22 protein-coding genes are annotated in these 26,668 nt (G+C 59.9%); 12 read left to right on the top strand and 10 right to left on the bottom strand.

The window, feature by feature from the left end; genetic code table 11:
- Nucleotides 1–45: 45 nt before the first annotated feature.
- Nucleotides 46–1,359 carry an HlyD family type I secretion periplasmic adaptor subunit gene (locus CFBP6623_RS16515; RefSeq protein WP_046800788.1) on the bottom strand — a complete coding sequence of 438 codons (1,314 nt, stop codon included), beginning with the start codon at nt 1,357–1,359 and terminating at the stop codon, nt 46–48.
- Nucleotides 1,352–3,088 (bottom strand): type I secretion system permease/ATPase, encoded by a 1,737-nt coding sequence (locus tag CFBP6623_RS16510; RefSeq protein ID WP_046800789.1) that lies wholly within the window; start codon nt 3,086–3,088, stop codon nt 1,352–1,354. Before CFBP6623_RS16510 ends, CFBP6623_RS16515 begins: the two co-directional genes overlap by 8 nt.
- Before the next feature lie 414 nt (nt 3,089–3,502).
- On the opposite strand from CFBP6623_RS16510, the gene CFBP6623_RS16505 reads away from it, so the two are divergent.
- The 5 genes from CFBP6623_RS16505 to CFBP6623_RS16485 all read left to right on the top strand — a co-directional run bounded on the left by CFBP6623_RS16505 (nt 3,503) and on the right by CFBP6623_RS16485 (nt 8,927).
- Nucleotides 3,503–5,029 carry an ABC transporter substrate-binding protein gene (locus CFBP6623_RS16505; protein ID WP_046800790.1) on the top strand — a complete coding sequence of 509 codons (1,527 nt, stop codon included), beginning with the start codon at nt 3,503–3,505 and terminating at the stop codon, nt 5,027–5,029.
- A 279-nt stretch (nt 5,030–5,308) separates the two neighbouring features.
- Nucleotides 5,309–6,250 (top strand): ABC transporter permease, encoded by a 942-nt coding sequence (locus tag CFBP6623_RS16500; protein WP_046800791.1) that lies wholly within the window; start codon nt 5,309–5,311, stop codon nt 6,248–6,250.
- Nucleotides 6,250–7,125, top strand: a complete 876-nt coding sequence (locus tag CFBP6623_RS16495) for an ABC transporter permease (RefSeq protein ID WP_046800792.1) — start codon at nt 6,250–6,252, stop codon at nt 7,123–7,125. Before CFBP6623_RS16500 ends, CFBP6623_RS16495 begins: the two co-directional genes overlap by 1 nt.
- A 1-nt stretch (nt 7,126) precedes the next feature.
- Nucleotides 7,127–8,350, top strand: a complete 1,224-nt coding sequence (locus CFBP6623_RS16490) for an amidohydrolase/deacetylase family metallohydrolase (RefSeq protein WP_046800793.1) — start codon at nt 7,127–7,129, stop codon at nt 8,348–8,350.
- A gap of 82 nt (nt 8,351–8,432) precedes the next feature.
- Nucleotides 8,433–8,927, top strand: coding sequence for a RidA family protein (locus CFBP6623_RS16485; RefSeq protein ID WP_020011822.1), 495 nt, complete (start codon nt 8,433–8,435; stop codon nt 8,925–8,927).
- 6 nt (nt 8,928–8,933) lie between these two features.
- Here CFBP6623_RS16485 and CFBP6623_RS16480 read toward each other — a convergent pair whose 3' ends face one another.
- A complete protein-coding gene (locus CFBP6623_RS16480; protein ID WP_225341551.1) occupies nt 8,934–9,746 on the bottom strand; it encodes an IclR family transcriptional regulator in 813 nt (270 codons plus the stop codon).
- A gap of 112 nt (nt 9,747–9,858) precedes the next feature.
- Between CFBP6623_RS16480 and CFBP6623_RS16475 the strand changes: the two genes are divergently transcribed.
- Both CFBP6623_RS16475 and CFBP6623_RS16470 read left to right on the top strand, forming a co-directional pair.
- Nucleotides 9,859–11,055 carry an aminotransferase class V-fold PLP-dependent enzyme gene (locus CFBP6623_RS16475; RefSeq protein WP_046801092.1) on the top strand — a complete coding sequence of 399 codons (1,197 nt, stop codon included), beginning with the start codon at nt 9,859–9,861 and terminating at the stop codon, nt 11,053–11,055.
- A 198-nt stretch (nt 11,056–11,253) separates the two neighbouring features.
- Complete coding sequence (locus CFBP6623_RS16470) at nt 11,254–13,089, top strand: ABC transporter ATP-binding protein (RefSeq protein WP_046801093.1); 1,836 nt, start codon at nt 11,254–11,256, stop codon at nt 13,087–13,089.
- Here CFBP6623_RS16470 and CFBP6623_RS16465 read toward each other — a convergent pair.
- Both CFBP6623_RS16465 and CFBP6623_RS16460 read right to left on the bottom strand, forming a co-directional pair.
- Nucleotides 13,086–13,715 carry a glutathione S-transferase family protein gene (locus CFBP6623_RS16465; protein WP_062654466.1) on the bottom strand — a complete coding sequence of 210 codons (630 nt, stop codon included), beginning with the start codon at nt 13,713–13,715 and terminating at the stop codon, nt 13,086–13,088. The two genes, CFBP6623_RS16470 and CFBP6623_RS16465, sit on opposite strands and share 4 nt — an antisense overlap.
- Nucleotide 13,716: 1 nt before the next feature.
- Nucleotides 13,717–14,082, bottom strand: a complete 366-nt coding sequence (locus tag CFBP6623_RS16460; protein ID WP_046800796.1) for an ArsR/SmtB family transcription factor — start codon at nt 14,080–14,082, stop codon at nt 13,717–13,719.
- A 211-nt stretch (nt 14,083–14,293) separates the two neighbouring features.
- Here CFBP6623_RS16460 and CFBP6623_RS16455 point away from each other — a divergent pair, with 211 nt between their 5' ends.
- Genes CFBP6623_RS16455 through CFBP6623_RS16440 form a run of 4 tightly spaced genes read left to right on the top strand, consistent with a single transcriptional unit; the run spans nt 14,294 to nt 19,160 of the window.
- Nucleotides 14,294–15,160 (top strand): ABC transporter substrate-binding protein, encoded by an 867-nt coding sequence (locus tag CFBP6623_RS16455; RefSeq protein WP_046800797.1) that lies wholly within the window; start codon nt 14,294–14,296, stop codon nt 15,158–15,160.
- Complete coding sequence (locus tag CFBP6623_RS16450) at nt 15,157–16,284, top strand: LLM class flavin-dependent oxidoreductase (RefSeq protein ID WP_046800798.1); 1,128 nt, start codon at nt 15,157–15,159, stop codon at nt 16,282–16,284. Before CFBP6623_RS16455 ends, CFBP6623_RS16450 begins: the two co-directional genes overlap by 4 nt.
- A gap of 28 nt (nt 16,285–16,312) precedes the next feature.
- A complete protein-coding gene (locus tag CFBP6623_RS16445) occupies nt 16,313–18,145 on the top strand; it encodes a TRAP transporter large permease subunit (protein ID WP_062654465.1) in 1,833 nt (610 codons plus the stop codon).
- A 16-nt stretch (nt 18,146–18,161) separates the two neighbouring features.
- On the top strand, nt 18,162–19,160 hold the full coding sequence (locus tag CFBP6623_RS16440) for a TRAP transporter substrate-binding protein (RefSeq protein WP_046800800.1): 999 nt from the start codon (nt 18,162–18,164) through the stop codon (nt 19,158–19,160).
- Between the two features lie 69 nt (nt 19,161–19,229).
- Here the strand turns inward: CFBP6623_RS16440 and aztD are convergent, their stop codons facing one another.
- Both aztD and CFBP6623_RS16430 read right to left on the bottom strand, forming a co-directional pair.
- Entirely contained in the window at nt 19,230–20,480 is a 1,251-nt protein-coding gene (gene aztD / locus CFBP6623_RS16435) for a zinc metallochaperone AztD (RefSeq protein WP_046800801.1), read from the bottom strand.
- Nucleotides 20,481–20,765: 285 nt separating this feature from the next.
- Entirely contained in the window at nt 20,766–22,277 is a 1,512-nt protein-coding gene (locus tag CFBP6623_RS16430) for an aldehyde dehydrogenase (NADP(+)) (RefSeq protein WP_046800802.1), read from the bottom strand.
- Between the two features lie 245 nt (nt 22,278–22,522).
- Here CFBP6623_RS16430 and CFBP6623_RS16425 point away from each other — a divergent pair, with 245 nt between their 5' ends.
- Nucleotides 22,523–22,906, top strand: a complete 384-nt coding sequence (locus CFBP6623_RS16425) for an antibiotic resistance protein VanZ (protein WP_232370443.1) — start codon at nt 22,523–22,525, stop codon at nt 22,904–22,906.
- 13 nt (nt 22,907–22,919) lie between these two features.
- Here the strand turns inward: CFBP6623_RS16425 and uxuA are convergent, their stop codons facing one another.
- The 3 genes from uxuA to CFBP6623_RS16410 form a co-directional block, all read right to left on the bottom strand.
- The gene (gene uxuA, locus CFBP6623_RS16420) at nt 22,920–24,128 is read right to left on the bottom strand and encodes a mannonate dehydratase (RefSeq protein WP_046800804.1); all 1,209 of its coding nucleotides are present in this window, start codon (nt 24,126–24,128) and stop codon (nt 22,920–22,922) included.
- Nucleotides 24,129–24,144: 16 nt separating this feature from the next.
- Entirely contained in the window at nt 24,145–25,191 is a 1,047-nt protein-coding gene (locus CFBP6623_RS16415; protein ID WP_046800805.1) for an L-idonate 5-dehydrogenase, read from the bottom strand.
- Between the two features lie 69 nt (nt 25,192–25,260).
- Nucleotides 25,261–26,667: a TRAP transporter large permease gene (locus tag CFBP6623_RS16410; RefSeq protein ID WP_046800806.1), complete on the bottom strand. Its 1,407-nt coding sequence runs from the start codon at nt 26,665–26,667 to the stop codon at nt 25,261–25,263.
- Nucleotide 26,668: the final 1 nt, after the last annotated feature.

The raw sequence follows: 26,668 nt of genomic DNA, 5'->3' as shown, positions 1-26,668 counted from the left end.
TATTTACGAATGTTTTCATTTGGATAGCATTCGGTGTAAAGAAGCTTATTCCTGTATGAACGTTTTATTAAGCCGGTCCTGAAACGGTTTCACGAAATAGGATAGAACGCTTCTCTCACTCGTCTGTATGAAGACTTCCGCCGGCATTCCGGGGTATAGTTTCCCGCCCGGAAGATGCTGCATGCCGATTTTATCCGGTTTGATTCGCAGAGTGTAAAAGGATGCGCCGGTTCGGGAATCCATCTGCAGATCGGGAGCGACGACGGCGACTTCGGCAACGACATCAGGCGTCGTGCTTTGGTTGAAGGCCGTGAACCGGATGGTAACCGGCTGGCCGACGTAAATCTGGTCGATGTCTCGCGGAAGTATGTCGGCTTCGATTGCAAGGTCGTCTTTCTCTGGCACCACAAGCATCAGCACTTCGCCCGGCTGAATGACGCCGTTTATATTGTGCACTGAAAGCTGATAGACACGCCCGGTGATCGGTGAACGAATATCAAGGCGATCCAGCTGATCGCGGGTTGCGGTAAGCCGTTCTTCATATTCGGCGACCGTTGCCTCGACCGATGTCAGGTCCTTGGTAACTTCGGACTTGCGGTCTTCGTCAAGCTGAAGCAGCTGCAGGTCCATTTCACTCATCTTGCCCACCGTCTGGGCGCGGGCCGCCATATATTGGCCCTGCTGGCCTTCGAGGTTGGAAAGCTGCCGCTTTAAAAGATTGAGCCGCTGAAGCGTTACGAGCCCCTTGCTGTAAAGTTCCTGCGTCTTGGAAACATCTTCCTTGACGATGGCAAGCTCGTTTTCGGTTGCCTCAACCTGAACGCCCATGCCTCGCGCCTCATCAAGAAGTTGCTCCTTGCGCGTTGCCAGCTGTTTTTTCATGCCGGTCAGCGCGCTGAGGCGGCTGTTGAAAAGCCCCTGTTCGCTGTCGATGAATGTCCTGGCGGCTTTCGGATTGGTCAATCCCACCAGATCTTCCGGCACGGTGAAAGATGAGGCTTCGGTAATTTCGGCGCGCAGGCGCGCACGGCGTGAATAAAGTTGCGCGAGCGTGTTCTCAACGATGGATAAATTGGCCTGAACGATCGTGTCGCTCAGCCGCAGCAAAATCTGCCCTGCATCGACCCTGTCGCCTTCGGCGACCTTGATCTCGCTGACAATCCCGCCGGAAAGGTGCTGGATTTTCTTGGAGTTTCCTTCGACGACGACCCGTCCCGTGGCGACGACTGCGCCGGCAAGCTTTGCCATGGCCGCCCAGCCACCCAATCCGACGAGAAGGCCGATGGCGAGAACCATCACTGCCAAGGAGTGCTTTACGAGAGACGCATTCGTGACGCCGGCTTTTTCCTGCTCAACCATTTTCGCCCACCCGGTTTTCGATCTTGCGCGTTTCTTCCTCCGCTACTGGCACCTGATGCAGGTTTTGCCGCAGGATTTGCGCCAGCACCTCTTCCTTCGTGCCGAAGCGAAGCATCCGGCCGCCGCTCATGACCATGACGAGATTGACGCTTTCGATGGCGCTGGGGCGGTGGGCGATGACGACAACGATGCCGCCCCGCGCCCTGATGTCGCCGATTGCATTGCGCAGCGCCATCTCGCCTTCGCTGTCCAGATTGGAGTTGGGCTCATCGAGAAGCACAAAAAACGGCTCGCCGAAAAGCGCGCGCGCAAGGCCGATGCGTTGCTTCTGCCCGCCTGATAAGGCCCCGCCACGATCGCCGATATAGGTGTCGTAACCGTTGGGCAGGCTCAGGATCAGGTCATGAACCTGAGCGGCCTTGGCCGCTGCAACGATTGCTTCCGCTGTCGCATCACGGTCAAAACGCGCGATATTCTGCGCGACGGTTCCCGCCATCAATTCCACCTGCTGGGGCATGTAGCCGATGGATTTGCCGAGAACCTCGAAATCCCATTGGTTCAACGCGGCACCATCGAAGCGCACGGAACCGCGGTCATAGGGCCAGATTCCCGTCATCAGGCGCGCCAGCGTTGATTTTCCAGAGGCGCTTGGGCCAATGATCCCAAGCCCGTCGCCAGCATTCAGCGTAAAGGAAATATCGGCAACCGTGTCGCGCGCGGCACTCGGCGGCCCACCCGTCACGCGATCGACGGCAACGGTATATTGCGGCCGCGGCAGGGAAAGTGGCGGTGGCGGCTCCGGCACAAGTTCAAGAAATTCGTTGATGCGTTTCCAGCCCTGTCGCGCCGTCATGAAACTGCGCCAGTTGGCTATCGCATGTTCGACGGGGCCAAGCGCCTTTGCCGAAAGGATCGAGCCTGCGATGATGCTGCCCGCTGATGCATTGCCCTCGATGACCAGCACGGCGCCGATCGCCATGACGCCGGATTGCAGCAGCAGGCGGAATGTGCGCGATATCGCGCCAAGCATGCCCGCCGTATCGGATGTCGACAGTGTGACGGCGCGATATCGCGAATGCAGTTCGCTCCACATCGACGTTACCGCACCCATCATCCCCATGGTTCTGATGGATTCAATATTGCGCTGACTATTGCCAACGAGTGCGTTTCTCTGTCCACGCGCGGCATAAGCCTGTTTGGTCGCTTTTTCGGTGAGCCAATTGGTCAAAAGTGTCAGGACAACAAGAATGACGGCGCCGCCAAGCACCGCAAAGCCGATCCATGGATGCAGGGCAAAACAGATCAGCAGATAGATGGGTAGCCACGGAATGTCGAAAAATGCTCCCGGCCCCGGGCCGGACAGAAACTGACGTATCTGATCGAGATCGCCGACGATCTGCAATCCGTCGATCTTGGCGGAGGCAAGAAGAGGAGCGCCGATCGATGCCCTGAAAAGCTTCTGATTGAGCGCGTCGTCGATATTATCGGCGATACGGGCCAATATCCGGCTGCGCAAGACATCAAAACCCATCAGAAAGGCGTAGAGGATGATGAGGAGAACGACCAGCGCGACAAGCGAAGGGATGCTCTTGCTGGGCAAAATGCGGTCGTAAACCTCCAGCATGAAGAGCGAGCCGGAAAGATTAAGTATGTTCATCAGCGCACTGGCGAGGCCGACAGCGAAAAAAGCGCGCCTATTTTTTGTTAAAAAAGAATTAAATAAAAACATATCAACACCTAAAACTGCGCGAAAATCGCACGATCAGTGAAATTAGGCAATGCTGTTTAAAGATGATCTGGAAAAACTGATTAATGCGCCGAATGCATAATGTCGTCCAGATGTATAAACCTGCATAAATCAATCAGCGCAACCCATTTGTACTGGTCGCCGACGTGATTGAAATGTCTACACTTTCAAAAGCCGTTCATGCTGCATTGAGCTGGTGGTGGCGTGGATTTGTGCGCTCAAGCCACCAGGCGGATATCCGCTGCTGCCTTGCTGAAGCTCCTCTCCCCAACCTTGAATCTTCTCATGTCGTCGCAAGGTCATTGACAAGGCGTCTTATCGAGATATTCTGTTATAAAGATGCATATAACATAATAATGGAACATCGAGTTGAAAAAAAGAGCTGGGAGCTTGACCATGAGACGTAAAATTGCATTTCTTGCCACCGCCGCGCTGTTGCTGGCGCCGGGTGTGATGATGGCTGCGGAGAAGGGTGGCGTCATCAACGTCGCGACGATCGGCGAGCCGCCGACACTCGACCCCATGGCCTCGACCGCCGATCTCGTCGGCATCGTCACGCAGCATATTTTCGAAACGCTTTATACCTTCGACAAGGGCTGGAAGGTGACGCCGCTTCTGGCCGAAAGCCTGCCCGAAATCAGTGCGGATGGCAAAACTTACACCATCAAGCTCAGGCAGGACATCAAGTTCCATGATGGCAGCGACATGACTTCGGAAGATGTCGTCGCCTCGCTCGGCCGCTGGATGAAGATCGCCTCGCGCGGCAAGCAGGCCGCCGGTTTCATCGACAATATTTCCGCGCCAGATGCCGGAACGGTGACGATCACCCTCAAGCAGCCCTATGCGCCGCTGACCTCGCTTCTGGCTTTCAACAATTCCGCCGCTATCATTCTGCCGGCTGAAAAACAGGCTGAGCCGATGGCCGAATTTGTCGGCACCGGTCCTTATATGCTGAAGGAACGCAAGGCGGACCAATATATCCAGCTCGTGCGTTTTGACGGTTACAAATCCCGTGATGGCGAAAGCGACGGTTATGGTGGTGCCCGTCATCAATATCTCGATGAAATTCGTTTCGTTCCGGTGCCTGATCCGAATACCCGCGTCGAAGCTGCCGTTTCCGGCCAATATGACTATGTCGATTCCATTCCGGTGGAATCCTTCGATAAGGTGAAGTCTTCTTCCGCCTCGCAGCCGCTGATGCTGAAGCCCTTCGGTTATCCGGTCTTCGTGTTCAATACCAAGGAGGGGCTGTCCTCCAAGCTGGAGGTTCGCAAGGCGGTGACCGAAGCGCTGAACATGGAAGACATGCTGGCAGCCGCTTTCGGCAGCACGGATTTTTACGCGCTTGATGGTGCCTATTACCCCGACAATTTTTCCTGGCACACGGAAGAGGGCGTCGAGGGCAATTATAATGTCGGCAACCCGGAAGCCGCCGCCGAAAAGCTGAAGGCTGCCGGTTATAATGGCGAGCCGCTGCGCATCCTCACCAGCCGCCAATACGAGTTCCATTACAAGATGGCGCAGGTTGCCGCCGAATATCTGAAACTCGCCGGTTTCAAGGTGGATATGCAGGTGGTGGACTGGGCGACGTTGACGCAGCGCCGCGCCGATCCGAAGCTCTGGGATATCTATATCACCCACAGCCCCTTCCTGCCGGAACCGGCACTGATCGGTGCGCTCTCCACCGGCTCGCCCGGCTGGTGGGATACGCCGGCGCGCAAGGCGGCGGTTGATGCCTTCACGTCTGAGGCGGATCCGGACAAGCGCGTCGCACTCTGGGCCAATGTACAGAAAACGATGTATGCCGAGCTTCCGCTCATCAAGATCGGCGACTTCAACGCGGTGGCGGCCAAGTCCAACAAGCTGGAAGGCGTCGATCCGGCTCCCTGGCCCTATTTCTGGAACGCTTCGGTCACGAAGTAAGACCAGCCTCGCCGTGGATGTCGGGCATAACATCCGCACGCCGTCAACCCGGCCTCGAGCCGGTGTCCAGCGCGATCAAGTCTTTGATCGCAAGGGAGCCTTTCACCACGCAGACGCGTGGTGGCTGGATGCCGGATCATCCTCGGGCCTGACCCGAGGACCGGCATGACGGAAGCAAGTGTTTTCCGACCGTGAGTGCCGGAATTACCGGCACTCATCGACAACTCTGTTCAACCGTCGCCTGATGGCGGCCCATCACGCGCTTCGGAGCCTTCATACGTGATACGGTATATTTTCCAGAGACTTGCCGGAATGATCGTGGTGATGTTCCTCGTCGTCACCATCGTTTTCGTCATCCTGCGCGTCACGCCAGGAGATCCGGCCGCCGTGATGCTGGGGCCGGATGCCTCGGCGCAGGATATTGCGGAGCTGCGCACAAGGCTCGGTCTCGATCAGTCGCTTGGCGTGCAATATCTCTATTATATCGGTCAATTGCTGAAGGGCGATCTCGGCCAGTCGATCTTCCTCAACATGCCTGTTGGATCCGCGCTGTTGGACCGGGCGGAGCCGACTTTCTTCCTGACGATCTTTTCGCTGCTAATTGCCAGCGTCATCGCGCTGCCCATCGGCATCTACGCCGCCTACCGGCGCGGTTCCTTCGTGGATCAGGCCGCGACCACCATTGCGATGCTTGCGGCGAGCATTCCGAGCTTCTGGCTCGGCCTCATCCTCATGCAGGTCTTTGCCGTGAGGCTCGATATGTTCCCGGTGTCGGGTTATGGCGGGCCGGGTGCCAGCTTCATGGAGCGCATGTATCACCTGACCTTGCCGGCAATCGCGCTCGGCCTCGTCTCTTCGGCTCTCATTCTGCGCTTCACCCGCGCCTCGATGCTGGATGTTCTCGGTGACGATTATGTCCGTACTGCCAGAGCCAAGGGCGTCAAGGAGCGCCGGGTGGTGATGAAACACGCGCTGAAGAATGCGCTCATCCCCATCCTCACCGTGCTTGGCCTCACCGCCGCCGTGTTGATTTCCGGTGCAGTGGTGACGGAAACCGTCTTCGGTCTGCCGGGCGTCGGCAATCTTGTCGTGTCGGCCGTGCTCCGGCGTGATTATCCGGTCATCCAGGGTGCGCTTCTCATCATCGCCGGGCTTTACGTGCTCATCAATTTTGCAATCGACATGCTTTACCTGCTGGTCGATCCGAGGGTTCGTTACTGATGGCCGATATTGTTTCCACCACCCCGCCGGCGCGCAACCCGACCATCCTGTTTATTCGGCGCCTGTTGAAGCGCAAGACCGTCGCTGCCGGTCTCATCGTGCTGCTCGTATTCGTGCTGCTTGCCGTTTTCGCGCCGATGATTGCGCCTTATTCGCCGTCGAAACTGTCGATCGTCAATCGCCTGAAGCCGCCGAGCGAAATTTACTGGTTCGGCACCGACGAGTTCGGCCGCGACGTGTTTTCCCGCACCATCTATGCCGGAAGACTGTCGCTCCTGGTCGGTGCCGCCGTTGTGGCGCTTTCGGCGCTGATCGGCATCACGCTCGGCCTGCTCGCTGGCTTCTTCCAGAAGCTGGATACACCGATCGCGCGGCTGATCGATGCCATGATGGCCTTTCCGGATATTCTGCTGGCCATCGCACTGGTAGCGGCACTCGGCCCGTCGCTCACGACTGTCATCATCGCGCTTGCCGTCGTTTATTCGCCGCGTCTTGCCCGCATCGTGCGCGCCTCGACGCTGGTGATCCGCGAGTTACCTTATGTGGAGGCGGCCAAGGCGCTCGGCATCTCCACCTTCCACATCATGACGCGGCATGTGCTGCGCAATCTGGTCTCGCCGATCCTCGTGCAATGTACCTTCCTTTTCGCCAGCGCCATGCTGGCCGAGGCCGGGCTTTCCTTTCTGGGGCTTGGTGTCAGCCCCGAAATTCCAACCTGGGGAACCATGATCTCCGCCGGCCGCCAATATATCGGCCAGGCCGACTGGATGACCTATTTCCCCGGCTTTGCCATCATTCTTTCCGTGCTGTCGCTGCAAATGGTCGGTGACGGGCTGCGGGACATGCTCGACCCAAGACTGCGAAGGGATTTGTAATATGACATCAGGTGAACAGGCGAAAACGCCTCTTCAAGCTCCCATTCTTCTCACCAATGTCAAACCCGTCGGTTTCGGAAAGGGGGCGTCCCAGGCCTCGACCGATATTCTGATCGGCGGCGACGGCAAGATCGCCGCGGTGGGCTCTGCCCTGCAGGCGCCTGCGGATGCGCAGCGTATCGATGCCAAAGGTGCCTTCATCTCGCCCGGCTGGGTGGATCTGCATGTGCATATCTGGCACGGCGGCACCGATATCTCCATCCGCCCCTCCGAATGCGGGGCGGAACGGGGCGTGACGACGCTGGTGGATGCCGGTTCGGCGGGTGAGGCGAATTTCCACGGTTTCCGGGAATATATCATCGAGCCTTCGAGAGAGCGCATCAAGGCCTTCCTCAATCTCGGCTCCATCGGTCTGGTCGCCTGTAACCGGGTGCCGGAACTGCGCGACATCAAGGATATCGACCTTGATCGCATCCTCGAATGTTACGCTGAGAACAGCGAACATATCGTCGGCCTCAAGGTGCGCGCTAGCCATGTCATCACCGGCTCCTGGGGTGTGACGCCGGTCAAGCTCGGCAAGAAGATCGCCAAGATCCTGAAAGTGCCGATGATGGTGCATGTGGGCGAACCGCCCGCACTTTATGACGAGGTGCTGGAAATCCTCGGCCCCGGCGATGTCGTGACCCATTGCTTCAACGGCAAGTCCGGTTCCAGCATTATGGAAGACGAGGACCTGTTCAACCTTGCCGAACGCTGCGCCGGTGAAGGCATCCGGCTGGATATCGGCCATGGCGGCGCATCCTTCTCCTTCAAGGTGGCGGAAGCGGCGATTGCGCGCGGCCTTTTGCCCTTCTCGATCTCGACGGATTTGCATGGCCATTCGATGAATTTCCCGGTCTGGGATCTCGCGACGACCATGTCGAAACTGCTGTCGGTTGATATGCCCTTCGAAAATGTCATCGAGGCCGTTACCCGCAATCCGGCCTCCGTCATTCGGCTCGATATGGAAAACCGCCTTGATGTCGGCCAGCGCGCCGACTTCACCATTTTCGATCTAGTGGATTCCGATCTGGAAGCGACCGATTCCAATGGCGACGTGGCGCGCCTGACGCGTCTGTTCGAGCCGCGTTACGCGGTGATCGGTGCCGAGGCGATTGCCGCCAGCCGTTATATTCCAAGGGCGCGCAAGCTGGTGCGCCACAGCCATGGTTATTCCTGGCGTTGAACCCGAATGGAATGGCGGGGGTATGTCCTCCGCCTTCCGCAGACATTACGGGATACAGGTCCCGGCATTATGAGGAATTCGCGTGAAACAGTCTTCGCTTGATGCAGAAGGGCACCTTTCGCCCTATGACCGGCTCGCTGCGCTCGGCATCTCCCTGCCGCCGCCGCCGCCGCCGATTGCCAATTTTGTCACCCATGTGGTGGAAGGCAACATGCTTTATCTTTCGGGCCAAGGGCCTCGGGAAGAAAACGGCCATCTCTATGCCGGCAAGGTGGGCGCGGAAATCGGGCTGGAAGAGGCCTATAACCATGCGCGTCTCACCGGCATCAATCTGCTTGCCGTCATGCATGAGGCGCTGGGTGATCTGTCGCGGGTGAAAAAGGTGGTCAAGCTGCTTGGCATGGTCAATGCCGTCAGCGATTTCCGCGATCACCCGAGCGTTATCAACGGCTGTTCCGATCTCTTCATCGATGTGTTCGGCGATGCGGGACAACACGCCCGCTCCGCCGTGGGTTTCGGCTCATTGCCGGGCAACATCACCGTCGAGATCGAAGCCATCGTCGCGCTCAAGGGGTGAGGCCGTTTAATGGTTGCGCCAGCCCATCAGCTTTTCGATCCGTTCCGCCGAGACCCTGACCTGTTCGGTATAATGGTTTTCGTCCGCCAGCACCTTCTGCTCCGGCAGCACGATGGAAATCGTCGCGACACATTCTCCGTGGCTGTCGCAGATCGGCGAGGCAATGCAGGCGACGGCGTAATCGGATTCGGCGACCTGTATCGACAGCCGGTCATGGAAGGCGGCAGCCGCCGATTGCGACAGGGTTTCGGGGTTGATTTCCGCGCGGCCGGTCGGCGACGTGCGGGCGCAGCGCCGGAAAAGCTCGACGCGTTCGGCCTCGGGCAGATGGCCGACGAGCAGGCGGCCGGAGGCCGTCCAGTTCAAGGGAACACGGGTGCCGACGCGCGACGCGACCTGAAAATGGCTTGGACCATCGGCCATGGCCAGAACAAGCATATGGTCGCCATCGCGGCCGCAAAGCTGCACGGTCTCGCCCGCATGGCGGCACAGATCGTGCATTTCGTGGGTGGCGACACCCATGAAATCCAGCGAGCGGGCGTAAGCCAGGCCATAATGGTAAAGCCGCGCGCCGAGCCAGATGCTGCCATCGGCATTGCGCGCCAGCATGTTCTTTTCGACGAGATCGTCGATGATCACATAGACGGTGGAAAGCGGCGCCTTGATCGCCTTGGCGATGGCGTAAGCGCCGGCCGGCGATCCGGTTTCGTAAAGGTAATCAATCACCTGAAGCGCACGGTCGATGCCGCTGACGCGCGAGCGCTTGGCCGCCTTCGCGTCCGGATTTTCCTCCGTGGGAGATACGGCGGTTGAAGCTATTTCGTCCAGTCTATGGGCGTCCAATTTTGGCTCCTCATGGGTTTTGAGAAGCTATTACATTATTATGGCATATATGTCGATGCCCATCGCATCGCAAAGACAGGAGAAAGACATGACCGAGGATATCAGAAGCAGGATCGGCCTTCGCCCGGTCATCAACGTCTCGGGCACCATGACCTCGCTCGGCGCGTCGATTGTCGTTCCCGAGGCCGTTCAGGCCATGGCGGCCATCCTGCCGCAATTCGTCGAGATCAATGATCTGCAACGCAAGGCGAGCGCGATCATTGCAAGGCTGACGGGCGGCGAGGCCGGTTTCGTCACGGCGTCCTGCTCTTCCGGCATCAGCCTCGCTGTGGCGGGTGCGATCACCGGCAACAATCTGCTGGCCATCGAAAAGCTGCCCGATGTCGCGCCAGAGAAGAACGAAGTGCTGGTGCAGATGGGACATGTGGTGAGCTACGGCGCGCCGGTGGATCAGGCTATCCGCCTCGGCGGTGGCAAGGTGGTGCTGATCGGTCAGGCGACATCGACCCATCGTTTCCACATGGAAAATGCCATCACCGAAAAAACGGCTGCGGCGGTCTATGTCGTCTCGCATCATGTGGTCGATTATGGCCTGCTGCATCTTTCCGAATTCGTCGAAATCGCTCATGCCAAGGGCGTGCCTGTCATTGTGGATGCGGCTTCCGAATATGATCTCAAGCGGTTTCTGGCGACGGGCGCGGATGTGGTGCTCTATTCCGGCCACAAGTTCCTCGGCGGCCCCACTTCCGGCATCGTCGCTGGCAAGAAGGAACTGGTGCGCCATGCCTTCCTGCAGAATATGGGTGTCGGCCGCGGCATGAAGGTCGGCAAGGAAAGCATCTATGGCGTCATGGCGGCGCTGGAAGCTTGGGAAAAGCGCGACCATGACGGCATCCGTGAGCGTGAGACCGGCTATCTCAACCTCTGGAAAAAAACGCTGGACGGGCGCCCCGGCGTGACGGCGCTAATCGAGCCCGACCCGACCGACAACCCGCTCGACCGGCTGCGCGTCATCATCGATGCCGAAGAAGCCCATATCACGGCATGGGACCTGACAACGGCGCTGGCCAAAGGCAATCCGCCCATCATTGCCCGCGATCACGAGGTGGAACACCGCTATTTCTATCTCGACCCCTGCAACCTGCATCCGGGTCAGGAGACCATCGTTGCCTCCCGTCTGGCCGAGGAACTGGACAAGGCGCGCGCCTCCAACGAGGTGATTGCCACGCCGTTCGAAGACCGCAGCCGCCACCGTTTCGACGGCATGCTGCGCTGGCCGGACTAAATGGAACGAGCGGGTGCCGCGTATTTCTTCTCCCCGAGGGGGAGAAGTCCGCGGCAGCGGGATGAGGGGGCAAGGGTGCGGTCTATCTCTGGCGTTGCCCCCTCATCCGACCCTTCGGGCCACCTTCTCCCCCCTCGGGGAGAAGAAATTTGCCGCAACGCCGTGCTTGAGTTGAAACATAAAAAGAAGGGAACGATCATGACCATGCCGCAGGCAGCACCGCTTGGTGCAGAAGATGCCGTGCTTTCCGTCCGCAATCTCACCACGTCCTTTCACGTGGATGGCGGCTGGAAACCCGTGGTGCGTGATATTTCCTTCGACGTCGGGCCGGGCGAGACGGTTGCGATCGTCGGCGAAAGCGGCTCGGGCAAAAGCGTCACCTCGCTCTCCATCATGCGGCTGCTGGATCGGGAAAGCAGCAGGGTTCAGGGTGAGATCCTGCTGGGCGGGCGCAACCTGCTCTCCCTTTCCGAAGACGCCATGCGGCGGGTGCGGGGCAACGAGGTCGCCATGATCTTTCAGGAGCCGATGACCAGCCTCAATCCGCTGTTCACCATCGGCGACCAGATTTCCGAGGCTCTGTTGTGCCACCAGCCGATGTCGAAAGCAGATGCGCGGGCCGAGACGATCCGCCTGCTGGAAAAGGTCCGCATTCCCTCGGCCGCCTCACGTTTCGATGAATATCCGCACCGCTTTTCCGGCGGCATGCGCCAGCGCGTCATGATCGCCATGGCGCTCGCTTCCCGGCCGAAGCTCTTGATCGCCGACGAGCCGACGACGGCGCTCGATGTGACCATTCAGGGCCAGATTCTCGATCTCATCAAGACGCTTCAGGAAGAGGAGGGCACCTCCGTCCTGTTCATCACCCATGACATGGGCGTTGTGGCTGAGATCGCTGACCGTACTGTCGTCATGTATCGCGGTGAGCAGGTGGAAGTTGGCGCGACGGCGGATATTTTCCATCGCGGCAAACATCCCTATACCCGTGCACTTTTGTCCGCCGTTCCGGTTCTCGGGTCGATGAAGGGCGAGGAAAGACCGCTCCGTTTTCCCATCGTCAACACCACCACGGGCGAAACGCAGGAACCGGCGCGTCCGGCCGATACGGTTGACGCGAGCGCGCAGCCGGTGCTGAAGGTGGAGGGACTGACCAAGCGTTTCGATATCCACTCCGGCCTTTTGGGTCGGCTCAGTGGCCGCGTACACGCGGTGGAGAATGTGTCCTTCGATCTGAGGGCTGGCGAAACATTGTCGCTGGTGGGCGAAAGCGGCTGCGGCAAGTCGACCACCGGTCGTGCCATCATGCGGCTGATCGAGCCGGATGCCGGTTCGGTCGTGGTCAATGGCGAAAATATTCTCACCCTCGACAAATCCGGCATGCGCGAAATGCGCAAGACGGTGCAGATGATCTTTCAGGACCCTTTCGCCTCGCTCAACCCGCGCATGACGGTGGGTGCGGCGATTGCAGAACCGTTTCTGGAGCACCGCATGGGCAGCGCCCGCGAGGCGAAGGACGTGGTGGCCGACATGCTGGAAAAGGTCGGCCTCTCGCCCGATATGGCGGCGCGTTACCCGCATGAGTTTTCCGGCGGCCAGCGCCAGCGCATCTGCATCGCCCGCGCGCTCGCCCTTCAGCCGAAGGTGATTGTCGCCGATGAGAGCGTTTCGGCGCTGGATGTCTCGATCAAGGCGCAGGTCATCAACCTGATGCTGGATTTGCAGCAGAGCCTCGACCTCGCTTTCCTGTTCATCAGCCATGATATGGCGGTGGTGGAACGCGTCAGCCACCGGGTGGCGGTGATGTATCTCGGTGAGATCGTCGAGATTGGTCCGCGTGCTGATGTCTTCGAAAATCCGCAGCATGATTATACCCGCAAGCTGATGGCCGCGGTGCCGGTGCCGGACCCGGACCGCCGCAACACAAGGCGCGGTGCGGCGAATGACGAGCTGAAAAGCCCGATCCGTGCTGTCGATTATGCCGTCAAGCCGCGTGAATATCGCGAGGTTTCGCCCGGTCACCTCGTCGCCTGTTAAAGCCCCGGTACGTCCGACGTTGCGAAGGGTACGCGATAACCGCGCTTAAAACTTTCCCGTTGTCCAAGCTGGCGATACCACCGCTGTATCGCCGGAAAATCATCGAGATTGATTTTGTGGCGTGCGAAACGCGAGACCCATGGCCAGATGGCGATATCGGCTATGGAAAAATTGCCGGCCACATACTCCAGCCCCGTTAAACGGTCGTTCAATGTCCGATAGAGGCGCTCCACATCCGCGGCAAAACGCGTCTCGGCAAAGGGGGCCTCTCCGGCATGATAAGTCAGGAAATAATGGGCATAACCGAGTGTCGGGCCGAAATTGGCGGCCTGCCACATCAGCCATTCGGTGACTGTAAGTCGCTCGGTGGCGGAGGCGGGCAGAAGCCGGCCGGCCTTTTCGGCGAGATAGAGGAGGATCGCGTTCGATTCCGTCAGAACGGTGTCGTTGTCATTGTCGACGATTGCCGGAATTTTCGAGCCGGGATTGATGCGGATGTAATCGGCCGCGAATTGCTCGCCCTTTTCGATGTCGATGGCGTGGCTGCGATAGGGCAGGCCGAGTTCTTCCAGCGCAACCGAGATTTTGAGGCCGTTCGGCGTGATCCAGGTGTAAAGATCGATCATGTCAGTCGAACATCGCCTCATCCAGCGGCAACGCGCGCCGGCCTTTCTTGCCCGTCACATCGGAAAGGTCCTTGTAAAGACCACGCAGGGTCAGAACCAGCTGGATAATGCGGGGGTCGGTGACACGATAGATCACTGCCTTGCCTTCCCGCGTGCCTTCGATGACACCCGCGTCGCGCAATTCGGCAAGCTGTTGCGAAAGTGTGGGCTGCTGGATGCCGAGTTCATATTCCAGCGCGGAAACGGACGCTTCCGTTTCCATGAGGTAACAGACGATGGCCAGACGGTTGGCGTTGGCAACAAGCTTCAAAAGCTCGCTCGCTTCGACCACGCTGCGGCAGATGAGATTGGAAACCGGTTTCGTCACGACTGAAGGCCCATTTTTCAAACTATAAAAAAGTAAATTGTATAGCGATGAATTTCAATGGCTTGATGTGGGCGGTTTTCAGTCGGTTGCAAAATTTTTAAAATCTACAGGATTAGTAGATTTCTCTTTCGCTTTCTGGCTGAGGATCGCCAAAACGTTCCTCGAAAACACTCTATAAAAAAGTAGATTGATTGTGAAATGAGGTGTCGACATGAAAATCGGGGTCCATCCCAACAATCTGCATTTACGGCTCGCCCGGCTCTGGCCCGGCGCTTTCAAGCAATTTGATCCGGAATTTGTGACCTATCGCGAAGGGCGCGATACGGCGGCGCTTCTGGAAAAGGGCGACATCCATTTCGGCGGCACCGGTTCTACGCCGCCCATTGAAGCGGATGCGCGCGGGCTTTCGGCAATCTATATCGCCGCTTCCGCACCGAGGCCCGCCAATGGCGCAATCCTCGTGCGGCGCGACAGCCCTATCCGTTCCGCCGCCGATCTCTCGGGAAAGCGCATATCGCTGATCGACGGATCGTTTCACACCTATCTTCTGGCCCGTAGCCTGGAAGGGGCGGGTCTTGGCCTTGTCGATGTGACGCGCATTGAAAGCGGTGATAGCGACAGCCTGCTTGACCTCGTGGAAGGCCGCGTTGATGCCTGGGTGACGATGTCGCCACGGCTGGAAAAAGCCCTGACCCATGAGGAGATCAGCCTTCTTGTGCGTTGTGGTTCAACCATTCCCAACCGATCTCTATTCTGGACGCTGGCGCGTCACAACATGGCGCAGGAGACACGGCAGGCGATTGCGGCCGAACTGGATCGCGTCGGCCGGGCTGTCATGGCGGATATCGACAAGGCTGCTGCCCTGCTCGCCGCCGAGCCGGGCAGCGAGGGTGATGCGGCATCCTGGGCGAAGGTGCTGCGCTCGCGCGATCTTTCCGTGGTGCCTGCCGCCGAAAATATCCTTGCCGAACAGCAGGAGGAGGCCGATACGCTTTACAGGCACGGTCATTTCTCTTTACCGGTTCTGACTGGACAAAGCCCAATCCCACAATCAGCCAGCGCGGGAGGCGACCGATGAATATTTTCTGGTATATGTGCGCGCCCGACGGCGCCTATCCCTGGCAGCCGGAAGGCTCCCGCAAGGTCGATCTCGGTTATTACAAGCAGCTGGCGCTCGCTTACGATCAGCTTGGTTACACCGGCGCTCTGTTTGCCACCGGGGCGCACGACGTCTGGGTTCTGGCGGGCGCGCTTCTCTCCTATACCGAGCGGCTGAAACTGCTGGTCGCCATCCATCCGGGCCTGATCGCGCCGACGCTGCTTGCCAAGATGGCGGCGACGCTTCAGGAGTTTTCGCGCGGCCGCCTGCTGATCAATGTCGTCTCTGGCGATGCGAAGATGCTCGGCGCTTACGGCATGACCATGCCGCATGATGAGCGTTACGATATGGCGGATGAATATCTGCAGATCTGGCACCGTCTTTTCGCCGGCGAGACGGTGGATTTCAAAGGGCGGCATTTCCAGACCGAGGGCGCAAAACTCGCGCTGCCGGTGGGGCAGGGCATAGAGCCGCCGCCGCTATGGTTCGGCGGTTCTTCGGACAAGGCCATCGACGTGGCCGCCAAACATGTCGAGACCTATCTCTCCTGGGGTGAAACGCCGGACCAGATCGGCGCGAAGGTCGATCTCGTCAAGGCGCGGGCGGAACAGCTTGGCCGCGAACTGGAATACGGCATTCGCCTTTATGTCATCGTGCGCGATACCGATGAAGAAGCCTGGGCTGCTGCTGCCGATCTTTACGGGCGCATGGATGAGCGCGCGATTGCCGCCAACCAGCGTTTCGTCGGCAAGACCGATTCCGTCGGCCAGCAGCGCATGACGGCGATGCATGGCGGGCAGAAGCCGGAAAACCTGCGCGATCTCGAAATCGCGCCCAACCTCTGGGCCGGCATCGGGCTTGTCCGGCCGGGACCGGGAACCGCGATTGTCGGTTCGCCGGATACTGTCATCCGCACGCTGGAAGCCTATAAGAAGGCGGGCGTGAATACCTTTATCCTTTCCGGCATGCCATTGCTGGAAGAAGCCTTCCGCTTCGGGGAAAAGGTTCTGCCGCGTCTTGATGTGTCGCGGGAAGTCTCGGCAGCCAAACAATTCACCTGGTCGACCCTGTTTGACCGTGACCTCTCGGCCAAGGCCTCCTGAGCATGGTGCGGGAGTGGAGAGACAAGACATGACGGCAAGTCCGGCAACAACAATTTCGCAACGGCGCTTCGGTCCACAACGTGTGGCCGAGCGGGCGCTTGCCGTTCTGGACAAGGCGCTCGGTGCGGTCGCCGCCGCGATCCTTGCGACGCTTCTTGTGGTGGTGCTGGTCAATGTCGCCCTGCGATACCTGTTCCATACCGGTTTCATCGGTGCGGAAGATCTTGGCATCTGGCTCAATGTGGCAATGATTGCGGTCGGCGCGCCGCTCAGCCTCAAGAGTGCTCTGGCCATGCGGCTGGATGTATTCGTGCGCTTCCTGCCGGAACGCTTTCAAGCCGCAACCGAAGTTCTGGCCGATGCCTTTTCCTTCGTCGCAGCCCTCATCCTCGCCTTCGGCGGGGTGGAGATCGCGGCCATGCTGGGCGGCACATCGCCAACACTTGGCTTGCCGGAATGGGTGCGCTTCGGTTTTCTCGGTGCAGGCGGCGCGCTGATCTTTGTCTATCTGGCGCTTCAGCGGGTCGGTGAAGGCAAGGCGCTTGCCGTTCTGCTCTCTGTCGCCATCGCGGTCGTTTCTTATGTCGGCCTGCCGGAACTGTTTATCGATACGAGCCTGCCGCCGAGCCTGTTTCTGGCACTCACGGCCGCCGTGGGGCTGGTTCTGGCCGCACCGCTTGCCCATGCCTTCCTTGCCGCTGCCTATGTGGCGATTGCCTTCGGCAGCACCTTGCCGGAGCCGGCCATCGTTTCCTCGACGGTGACAGGCATGTCGAAATTCCTGCTGCTTGCTATTCCCTTTTTCCTGCTGGCCGGAAGCCTGCTGACGGAATCGGGCGTCGCCAACCAGCTGGTTCGTTTTGCCGCCTCCATGGTCGGGCATCGGCGGGCGGGGCTGGCGCAAACGACACTGTTGACCAGCGTGTTGTTTTCCGGCGCATCCGGCTCTTCGGTCGCCAACGCCGCCTTCGGCGCGTCCACCTTCCAGCCGGAACTCGTCAAGCATGGTTATCCGCCGGCGCAGGCCGGTGCGATCATTGCCGCCACCTCGGTGCTGGACAATGTCATCCCGCCTTCCATCGCTTTCCTGATCCTCGCAACGGCCACCAACCTGTCTGTCGGCTCGTTGCTGGTCGGCGGCTTCTTCGCGGGCGGGCTGATGGCGATCTGCCTTGCGGTGGCGATCCATCTCAGCGTGCGCAGCGTCAATACCTTGCCGCGCGCGACAGGCAGCGAACGCTGGCGCTCGGCCATTGCCGCGATACCCGCCTTCGGGCTTGGCGTCATCGTGGTGGTCGGCATCCGCATCGGTGTCGTTACCACGACGGAAGCTGCGGCCCTTGCCGCCCTCTACACGCTGTTTCTCGGTTTCGGTTACCGGCTGGGCGCGGGCCGCATTTTCGCGACTTTCCGCCAATCAGCAGGTGAGGCGGCGGCCATTGGCCTTCTGATCGGCACGGCGGGGCCTTTCGCCTTCCTGCTGGCGGTGGACAATGTTTCCGGCCTCGTCACCGACTTTGTCACGCTTCTGGGCGGCAGCAAGATTGCGGTGCTGCTGCTCTCCAACCTCATCCTGCTCGTGGTTGGTCTGGTGCTGGATATCGGTGCTGCCATCCTGCTGTTCGGGCCGATCCTGTTGCCCGCCGCCGTGGCGGCCGGCATCGATCCGATCCATTTCGGCGTCATCCTGGTGGTCAACCTGATGATCCATGGCCTGACACCGCCGCTCGGCATGCTGATCTTCGTCGTTAGCGGCGTCACCCGCATTCCGGCGACAGCACTTTTCCGGGCCGTCGTTCCCTATCTCGTTTCCCTTCTCGTTTCCCTCGCCATTTTGTGCGCCTGGGCCATTTTCTTCTAAGTCAGGGGTTTCATTCATGACTATTATCGATCGCCGCAATCTCCTCAAACTCTCCGCCATCGGCGCCGCAACGCTCGCCGCTCCGGCCTTCGTGCGCACGGCGAATGCCAGAACCCGCAGCATCACCGTTGCCTCGCTGTTTGCCGATGACAAGCCGGAGACGAAAATCTGGGTGAAGATCAGCGAACTGGTGGAGGCGAAGCTGCCCGGCCGTTTCCGTTTCAACATCGTCAAGAGCGGTGCCCTTGGCGGTGAAAAGGAAGTGGCGGAAAATATCCGGCTGGGATCGGTTCAGGCGAGCCTTTCCACCGTTTCCTCGCTTTCCGGCTGGGTGCCGGAACTGCAGATCCTCGATCTGCCCTTCCTGTTCCGCGATGCCGACCATGTGCGCAAGGTGGTGACGGGCGAGACTGGCACCGATTTGAAGACGAAGCTCGCCGCCCAGCAATTCATCGCCGCCGATTTCATCAATTACGGCGCACGACATCTTCTGACCAAGGAACCCGTCACCCGGCCGGAGCAGCTGGAAGGCAAGAAAATCCGCGTCATCCAGAGCCCGCTGCACACCAAGCTATGGAGCGCCTTCGGCACCACGCCGGTGGGTATTCCCATCACCGAGACCTATAATGCGCTGGCAACAGGCGTGGCTGATGCCATGGACCTCACCAAGTCCGCCTATGCCGGCTTCAAGCTTTACGAGGTCGTGCCCTATCTGACGGAAACTGGCCACATCTGGGCTTCAGGCGTCGTTTATTACGGTGCGACCTTCTGGAACCAGCTGGACGACGAAGAGAAGAAGGTTCTCCTGGAAGCATCGAGCGAAGGCGCGCAATATTTCAACCAACTGATTGTCGAGGACGAAGTGAAGTCCGTCGAGCTTGCCCTTTCGAAGGGCGGCAAGGTGCTGCAGCCGGAAGCACTGGACGAATGGCGCAAGGGCGCTCAGGGTGTGTGGCAGGATTTCGCCGGTATTGTCGGCGGCATCGAGAAGATACAGGCTGTGCAGTCGGCCTGATAATACGGCCCTTCAAAATCAGGAAACCCCGTGTGTCCTTCGGGCGCACGGGGTTTCTTTTGTTCGGTATCAGTGCGAAGCGCCGGAGCCGCCAATGGCGACGATGGAATAGGGCTGGCCTTCCACCGCAAGCGTGCGGGTTTCCTTCAGGCTTTCCGCGTCCACCACGCGCACCAGCGAATGGCGCGGATCGGAAATCACAACCTGCCCGTCGGCAACGGCGAGACGCGGGCGCGGATCGCGCCAATGGCCATCCTTGCTGTAGGGTTCGGTCACCTTCGCCTTGCGCGTGATGGCGCCTTCCAGCACGTCAAGTACATGCAGGTCGCCGTCTTCCGTCAGGATATAGGCGTTGCGCGGATTGGCGGGATCGAGAATGAAATCGACGCGCCGGGTCGGCAGCTCCACCAGACGGAAGGCGTCCTTGCTGTCAGGATCGATCAGGACAACCTTGTCCTCACCGTAGTTTCCGAGGAAGAACTGCATGGATTTGCCGCCGAGCAGCGTGCCGGTATAGGCTTTCGGGAATTCTTCCGGATAGGCCAGCATTTCGAGCTTCGGACCATCCGTGCCGCCCGGCCGGGCAACCAGAATGCCTTCCTTGCAACCGAAAGCCGCAAGCCGTGCGGATGTCGCCTCGCCGTGCAGATCGGTGCATGTCGCCTGTTCGCCGACCTGCTTGCCCTCCCTGTCGAGAATACGCAGCCCGATGCGGGGCGGCAGCGTGTCGGGTTTGGTTTCGCTCTGCGTGTTCGGTACGGACACCAGAACGTAACGGCCCATCGTCACCGCCACGCCATGATGCGGCGCGGTCGTGTCGACGGTGCGGACTTTGGCCTGGCCGTCCAGCAGTGCTGCCTCGTCGATGATGTCAGCCTTGCCGCCGCGGTCGTAGAAGAGGATGGCATGGTCATCATGCGGCACGACATGGAAGGGACGTTTGCCTTCGAAGGTGACGGGCAGCAGCGCCGCATCTTCCACATCCAGATCGCGATGTTCACCGTGGTCGGAAAAGACGATGCCGGTCTTGATCACATGCACGATATCCGAATCTGACTGAGTGGCGAAAACAGTCTTGCCGGACGCGCTGGCGGTCAGCGCGGCATAGCCCTTCAGGTCGTAGCGTCCGAGTTCCTTGCCGGTTTCGAAGTTGATCGCCCGCACCACCGGCTGGGTGTGATCGGCGATGAAGAGCCGCCATTCCTTGACGCTGTCGCCGCTTTCTTCCGCCTGCGCCACGCCAGAGGCCAGCGGCAGGGTAAGGGCAAGGCACGTGGCAAGCGCGCTCATGCCAAGGTGCTGTTGAAGGGAAAATCGCATGGTGTTCCTTCCAGACGTTATCATCCTTGTGTGGATACGAACCGGTGTCGGTTCTGAAGGATGGTGTAATGTTATTACGTTACGAGATTGCGTATTAGCATTACGTGCGGGGGCGATGTCAACCGATGCGGACATCCTGGCACGGAAAAATCTGGATGGGGCTGTGAGGCGGAGGAGGGAGGAAAGAGGAGGCGAGTGACGCTTCAGCATCAGGCCGTATTCCCGAAGGGCTATAAAGCCGGGTAAAACAGGCAGGCGCATCGCTGCGCCTGCCTTCATCACATTTTAGCGGATATCGTCAGGCAGAACGTCCGAAGGGATGTTCTGGTAGGAAACCGGGCGCATGAAGCGGCGGATCGACATGGTGCCAACAGAGGTTGCGCCGAAGTTCGTCGATGCCGGGTACGGGCCGCCGTGAACCATGGCTTCTGAAACTTCCACGCCAGTCGGGAAACCGTTGGCGAGAACGCGGCCGGCCTTGCGCTCCAGGATCGGCAGCAGCTTGCGGCCAAGCTCGGCGTCGCCGGCATCCAGATGCAGGGTTGCGGTCAGCTGACCTTCGAAGCTCTTTGCGACTTCCAGCATTTCTTCCGGGCTGTCGACCGTGACGATCAGGCCAAGCGGTCCGAAGACTTCTTCGGCAAGCGCGTGGTTGGCAACCCAGTCCTTGCCCGAAACGCGGAACAGGTAAGGTGTTGCGTTGCGAAGATCGCAGGTGGTGGTCAGCACGTCGCGCACACCGTTGCCGGCGGCGATACGGTCACGGCCGTCGCGATAGGCGGCTGCGATGCCGTCGGTCAGCATGACCTGCGGGCCGACTTCGGAAAGCGCGGCACGCGCGGTTTCAGCAACCGCATCCGCCTGCTCGGAGAGAATGACGGCGATGCCGGGATTGGTGCAGAACTGGCCCGCACCCATGGTGAGCGAACCGGCCCAGCCCTTGGCAATGGCCTCGCCACGGGCGGAAACCGCTTCCGGCAGCAGGAACATCGGGTTGACGGAGCCGAGTTCGCCGAAGAAGGGGATCGGCTCGGGGCGCTGTGCGCAGAGATCGAAGAGCGCGCGGCCGCCGGCGAGCGAACCGGTGAAACCGACCGCCTTGATGCGCGGATGCTGCACGAGCGCGGAACCGACATCGCGGCGGCCGCCCTGGATCAGCGAAAACACGCCGGGATGCAGATTGTGCTTCTTGACGGCGGCCAGAACGGCTTCGGCGACGATTTCACCGGTGCCGGGATGGGCGGAATGGCCCTTGACGACTACCGGGCAACCGGCTGCGAGAGCCGCTGCGGTGTCGCCGCCGGCCGTCGAGAAGGCGAGCGGAAAGTTGGAGGCGCCAAAGACGGCGACAGGGCCGATCGGACGCTGCATCAGGCGGATATCCGGGCGCGGCAGCGGCTGGCGATCCGGCAGGGCTTCGTCGTGACGGCGGTCGAGATAGTCGCCCTTGCGGATATGCGAGGCGAAAAGACGAAGCTGACCAACGGTGCGGCCACGTTCGCCCTGCAGGCGTCCTGCAGGCAGGCCGGTCTCGGATGATCCGATTTCGGTGATGGCGTCGGCGCGTGCTTCGATCTCATCGGCGATGGTGTCGAGGAATGCGGCGCGCTCTTCGCGGGTGGTGTAGCCGTAGCTCCAGAAGGCGTCTTCGGCAGCTTCCGCAGCCTTGTTCACCAGATCAACGGTGCCGACCGAAAAATCGAAAGCCTCGCCATGTGCAGGCTCGCTGCGGAATTTTGCATCCGTTGCGACCCATTCTCCTGCAACCAGATGTTTGCCATGCGGCTTGAAACTCATTGTGCTCTTCCCTGAAAATCTGATCCTGCGTGGAAAATCCACCCGACACCGTGACATGGACCGAAAGGCGACAGCACAAACGCCATCAGCCGCGATCCTCGCCCGGTTGCCTTCTGCCTTAGCCCGTGCGGGGCCTGAGCGAAAGGCGGTTTCTCAACTATTTGATCAAAAAGTGTGATTAATTGGGCGAGACGTGAAAAAGACCCGCTTCCGTTTACGCGCACGGCGTTTTATATGACGTCATGATGACAAATAGACTTCCGAAATACATCGCCTGGTCGGTTCTTCTGGTGATCGTGATCGTTACAATCTGCCCGATTGGCTTTCGGCCTCACACGCTGACCACGGTGGGGATAGACCGTGCCGCCGCCTTCGCTTTCTGCTCGGCGGCTTTTGTGTTTGCCTATCCGCGCCACTGGCTCGCCGTCATCGTCGCGGGTGTCACTGCGGCTTTTGGTATCGAGGCGCTGCAGTTTCTGTCGCCCACACGTCATCCGCATCTGATGGATGCCGCGGTGAAAGCCGCCGGCGCCATAGCCGGTGGGCTGGCTGCTCTTTCCTATCTCCAGTTCAGGTCACGATTGACCGCAGCTTCGGTCATCCGTCATTCCGGCCTTGAGCCGGAATGACGGACTAAGGAACTCATTCAGCGCTCGTTCCCAGCCCGAAACGGCCATGCGACAGGGTGCGCTCGATACCGCGCAGCTCCGCCAGCCCTTTCAGCCTGCCGATGGCGGGATAACCGGGCTGCGCCCCCCGCGTCAGGTCGTCGAGGATTTCCTGCCCGTGATCGGGACGCATCGGAATGGTGTGGTCTTCACGGCCTTCGGTGCGACGGCGGTTTTCCTCAGACAGAAGTGCGGCGATGACGGCGACCATGTCGGTGCCGCCTTCCAGATGTTCGTCCTCGAAGAAGGAGCAGGGCACGGTATCGGTGTCGCGCGTCACATTGCGCAGATGCACGAAATGGATGCGATCGGCAAAACGGCTGGCGATGAAGGGCAGGTCGTTATCCGCCCTTGCGCCGAGCGAACCGGTGCACAGCGTCACGCCATTGGCGCGGCTGTCGACCTTTGAGAGCATGTGGGCATAGTCCGCCTCCGTTGAGAGAATACGCGGCAGGCCGAGCAGTGGCCATGGCGGATCATCACCATGGGCGCAGATGTTGATGCCCACTTCTTCGGCGACCGGTGTCACCTCGGAGAGAAAATCGATCAGGTTCTGCTGCAGCCTTTCACGGTTGACGCCGTGATAGGAGCGCAGTTTTTCGAGCAGTTGGGCGAGCGTATAGCCATCCGCCGAGCCAGGCAGGCCAGCACCGATATTGCGCCCGAGGGCGGTGATTTTTGTATCCGGCATTTCGGCGAAGCGTTTTGCCGCTTCCTCCAGCAGCCATTCCGGATAATCCGCCTTGGCGTCGGGGCGTTTCAGAATATGAAGGTCGAAGGCGGCGAAATCGGGAAGATCGAAGCGCATCGCCTTTGCGCCGTGTCTGGTTTCCCAGCGCAGATCGGTGCGGGTCCAGTCCAGCACGGGCATGAAATTGTAACAGACAGTGCGAATGCCGGAGGCGGAGAGGCGACGCAGCGTTTCCTGCCAGTTGGCGATGTGATTTTTCCAGTCGCCGGTCTGGGTCTTGATATCTTCGGAGACGGGCACGCTTTCCACCACGTCCCAGTAAAGACCGCCGGCCTTGATGGCCTCATGCCGTTTGGTGATTTCGTCCACCGGCCAGACATCGCCCGTGGCGATGTGGTGCAGTGCGCTGACGATGCCCTCCGCGCCCGCCTGTGCCGCATCCTGAACCGTGACCTTGTCGACCGGGCCGAACCAGCGCCATGTATGTCTCATCTTAAATCCTCAAATATCAGTCTGCGGAAAATGTCAGCTGCACCTTGCAGGCGGCGGAGCGGTCTCCGGCCTGTTCAAAGGCCGCTTTCGCCTCGCCAAGCGGGAAGCTGTGGGAAATGATCGGCCGCACATCGATCCCGCGCGTGGAGATAAGCCCGGCGGCAATAGTGAACTCATCGTGGAAACGTTGCGAGCCGCGCCAGAGGATTTCCTTGCCCACCAAAGCATTGAGCGGAATGGTGATGTCACCTGTGACGCCTACCTGAACGATTGTGCCACGCGGGCGCACACAGGCAAAGGCGGTGCGAAGTGCTGGAGCTGCGGCGGAGCAATCGAAAATGACGTCGAAATAACCCTTGTTTTCCTGATAGGGCAAAAGCGAGTCGGCGTCCTTTGCGACATTGACGGTCCGGTCGGCACCCATGGCCGGGGCCCGGTCCAGCGCGGCATCGGTGAGGTCTGTGGCGACGATGGTGGCCGCACCGGCATGGCGGGCGGCGGCGATCGTCAACAGACCGATGGGGCCGGCGCCGGTCACGAGTACCTTTGCACCTTTCAGGTCGCCGGCCTGTGCGACGGCATGCAGGCAGACGGCGAGCGGCTCGGTGCAGGCGGCTTCCGCAGCCGATGTGTCGTCTGCAAATGTCGCGCATTGTCTGGCGGGAACCACCAGCCGGTCGCGGAACATGCCCTGTTCGTGCGGCAGGCGCATGGCGCTACCCATGAAGCGCATTTCCAGGCAATGGATTGGCTCACCCTTCAGGCAAAAGTGGCAATGGCCGCAGGGCTGCGAGGGGTTGACGGCGACGAGCTGCCCGATGGCGAGCCCGCTGACGCCCGCCCCCAAAGCCGCCACATGGCCGGATGCCTCGTGGCCGCAGATGATCGGCTCACGCACCCGCACCGGGCCGAAACCGCCATCCTGATAATAATGAAGATCGGAGCCGCAAATGCCGCCCGCTGCCATGGTCAGCAGCACTTCGCCGGGACCGGGGGGCTGCATGTCCTGCGTTTCGACGCGGATATCCTCACGGCCGTATAGACGTGCCACGCGTGTCTGCATGACGGGATCCTTTCAAATGCATTCATGTCGGAAATCTGCGCGGCGCCGGGCCGCGCAGTTCCTGTTCGTTCAGCGGATGAGGCCGAGCTGGGTCGGCAGCCACAGCGTGATCGCCGGTATGAAGGTGATGAGGGCCAGCGCCACGAAAAGCGGTATCATCCACGGCAGGATGGCGAGGGTGGTTCTCTCCACCGACATTTTCGAAATACGCGACAGCACGAACAGCACCATGCCGACGGGCGGGGTCAGGAGACCGATCATCAGGTTCAGCGTCACGATCAGGCCGAGGTGGACGGGATCGATGCCGTAGCGGGCAGCGACCGGCATCAGGATCGGCACCAGAATGCTGATGGCAGCGATGGTGTCGAGGAACGCGCCGACGATCAGAAGCAGGATGTTGACGATGATGAGGAAGGTCCACCAGTTGTCCGTCATCGAGAACATGAAGTCGGAGAACAGCGCCGCCGCCTGGCTCACCGTCAGCAACCATGCGAAGATCGACGCCGCGGTCACGATGAAGAGAACCGAAGCCGTGGTCTCTATCGTATCAAAGCTGGCTTTGGCCAATGTCTTAAACGTCATGGTGCGGTAGCGCACCAGCCCGAGAAAAAGCGACCAGAGAACTGCAGCGACCGCCGCCTCTGTCGGGGTAAACCAGCCCATCGTCATGCCGCCGATCAAAAGTACCGGCGTCATCAAGGCCATGACGGCGGAGAAATCGTAATACCAGTCCAGTGCGACCAGCACGGCGAGGCCGATAAGGACCGCGACATTGAGCGACAACCCGGCAAGTATCATCAGATACACAGCGACCGGGAAGCTGAAGACGATCACTATTTCCATGGAGGCTGAAAGCAGCTGCTTCAGCTGGAAGGGCGTGTCGGACCCCCAGCCCTTTCGTTTTGCGAAAATATAGACCGTCACCATCATCAGCACGGTCATGACGACGCCGGGAATGATGCCGGCCATGAACAGCGCGCCGATCGAGGCGTTGGCCATCATGCCGTAGATCACGAAGGGTAGTGAGGGCGGGAAGATCGGGCCGAGCGTCGCCGAGGCGGCGGTGACGCCGACGGCGGCATCGACGGGATAACCGTGATCCTTCATGGCCTTGATCTCGATGGTGCCGATGCCTGCGGCATCCGCAAGTGCTGTCCCCGACATGCCGGAAAAAACCACCGAACCGATGATGTTGACCTGCGCCAGGCCACCCTTCATCCAGCCGACGAGCGCCAGTGCGAAGCGGTAGATGCGGCTTGTCACCCCGGCGATGTTCATCAGATTGCCGGCGAGGATGAAAAAGGGAACGGCAATAAGCGGAAAGCTTTCGACGCCGGCGATCATACGCTGGGCCGCGATGATATCGGGTGCCACGTCGTAGAGGATGAGATAAAGAAGCGAACTGACGGCCATGGAAACGGCCACCGGCGTGCCGATGATGAGAAGCAGAAGAAATGAACCGATGAGCAAAAGCATG

The sequence above is a fragment of the Agrobacterium tumefaciens genome, from assembly GCF_005221385.1.
In the GTDB taxonomy this organism is placed as follows: Bacteria; Pseudomonadota; Alphaproteobacteria; order Rhizobiales; family Rhizobiaceae; genus Agrobacterium; species Agrobacterium tomkonis.
The sequence above is the reverse complement of the archived record's forward strand: the minus strand, read 5'-3'. Positions and strand labels throughout refer to the sequence as shown.

What these genes read in the sequence shown, in the direction of transcription:
- CFBP6623_RS16515 (WP_046800788.1), bottom strand. Translation starts at nt 1,359, where the DNA reads ATGGTTGAGCAGGAAAAAGCCGGCGTCACGAATGCGTCTCTCGTAAAG.
- CFBP6623_RS16510 (WP_046800789.1), bottom strand. Translation starts at nt 3,088, where the DNA reads ATGTTTTTATTTAATTCTTTTTTAACAAAAAATAGGCGCGCTTTTTTC.
- CFBP6623_RS16505 (WP_046800790.1), top strand. Translation starts at nt 3,503, where the DNA reads ATGAGACGTAAAATTGCATTTCTTGCCACCGCCGCGCTGTTGCTGGCG.
- CFBP6623_RS16495 (WP_046800792.1), top strand. Translation starts at nt 6,250, where the DNA reads ATGGCCGATATTGTTTCCACCACCCCGCCGGCGCGCAACCCGACCATC.
- CFBP6623_RS16490 (WP_046800793.1), top strand. Translation starts at nt 7,127, where the DNA reads ATGACATCAGGTGAACAGGCGAAAACGCCTCTTCAAGCTCCCATTCTT.
- CFBP6623_RS16475 (WP_046801092.1), top strand. Translation starts at nt 9,859, where the DNA reads ATGACCGAGGATATCAGAAGCAGGATCGGCCTTCGCCCGGTCATCAAC.
- CFBP6623_RS16470 (WP_046801093.1), top strand. Translation starts at nt 11,254, where the DNA reads ATGACCATGCCGCAGGCAGCACCGCTTGGTGCAGAAGATGCCGTGCTT.
- CFBP6623_RS16465 (WP_062654466.1), bottom strand. Translation starts at nt 13,715, where the DNA reads ATGATCGATCTTTACACCTGGATCACGCCGAACGGCCTCAAAATCTCG.
- CFBP6623_RS16455 (WP_046800797.1), top strand. Translation starts at nt 14,294, where the DNA reads ATGAAAATCGGGGTCCATCCCAACAATCTGCATTTACGGCTCGCCCGG.
- CFBP6623_RS16450 (WP_046800798.1), top strand. Translation starts at nt 15,157, where the DNA reads ATGAATATTTTCTGGTATATGTGCGCGCCCGACGGCGCCTATCCCTGG.
- CFBP6623_RS16445 (WP_062654465.1), top strand. Translation starts at nt 16,313, where the DNA reads ATGACGGCAAGTCCGGCAACAACAATTTCGCAACGGCGCTTCGGTCCA.
- CFBP6623_RS16440 (WP_046800800.1), top strand. Translation starts at nt 18,162, where the DNA reads ATGACTATTATCGATCGCCGCAATCTCCTCAAACTCTCCGCCATCGGC.
- aztD (WP_046800801.1), bottom strand. Translation starts at nt 20,480, where the DNA reads ATGCGATTTTCCCTTCAACAGCACCTTGGCATGAGCGCGCTTGCCACG.
- CFBP6623_RS16430 (WP_046800802.1), bottom strand. Translation starts at nt 22,277, where the DNA reads ATGAGTTTCAAGCCGCATGGCAAACATCTGGTTGCAGGAGAATGGGTC.
- CFBP6623_RS16425 (WP_232370443.1), top strand. Translation starts at nt 22,523, where the DNA reads ATGACAAATAGACTTCCGAAATACATCGCCTGGTCGGTTCTTCTGGTG.
- uxuA (WP_046800804.1), bottom strand. Translation starts at nt 24,128, where the DNA reads ATGAGACATACATGGCGCTGGTTCGGCCCGGTCGACAAGGTCACGGTT.
- CFBP6623_RS16415 (WP_046800805.1), bottom strand. Translation starts at nt 25,191, where the DNA reads ATGCAGACACGCGTGGCACGTCTATACGGCCGTGAGGATATCCGCGTC.
- CFBP6623_RS16410 (WP_046800806.1), bottom strand. Translation starts at nt 26,667, where the DNA reads ATGCTTTTGCTCATCGGTTCATTTCTTCTGCTTCTCATCATCGGCACG.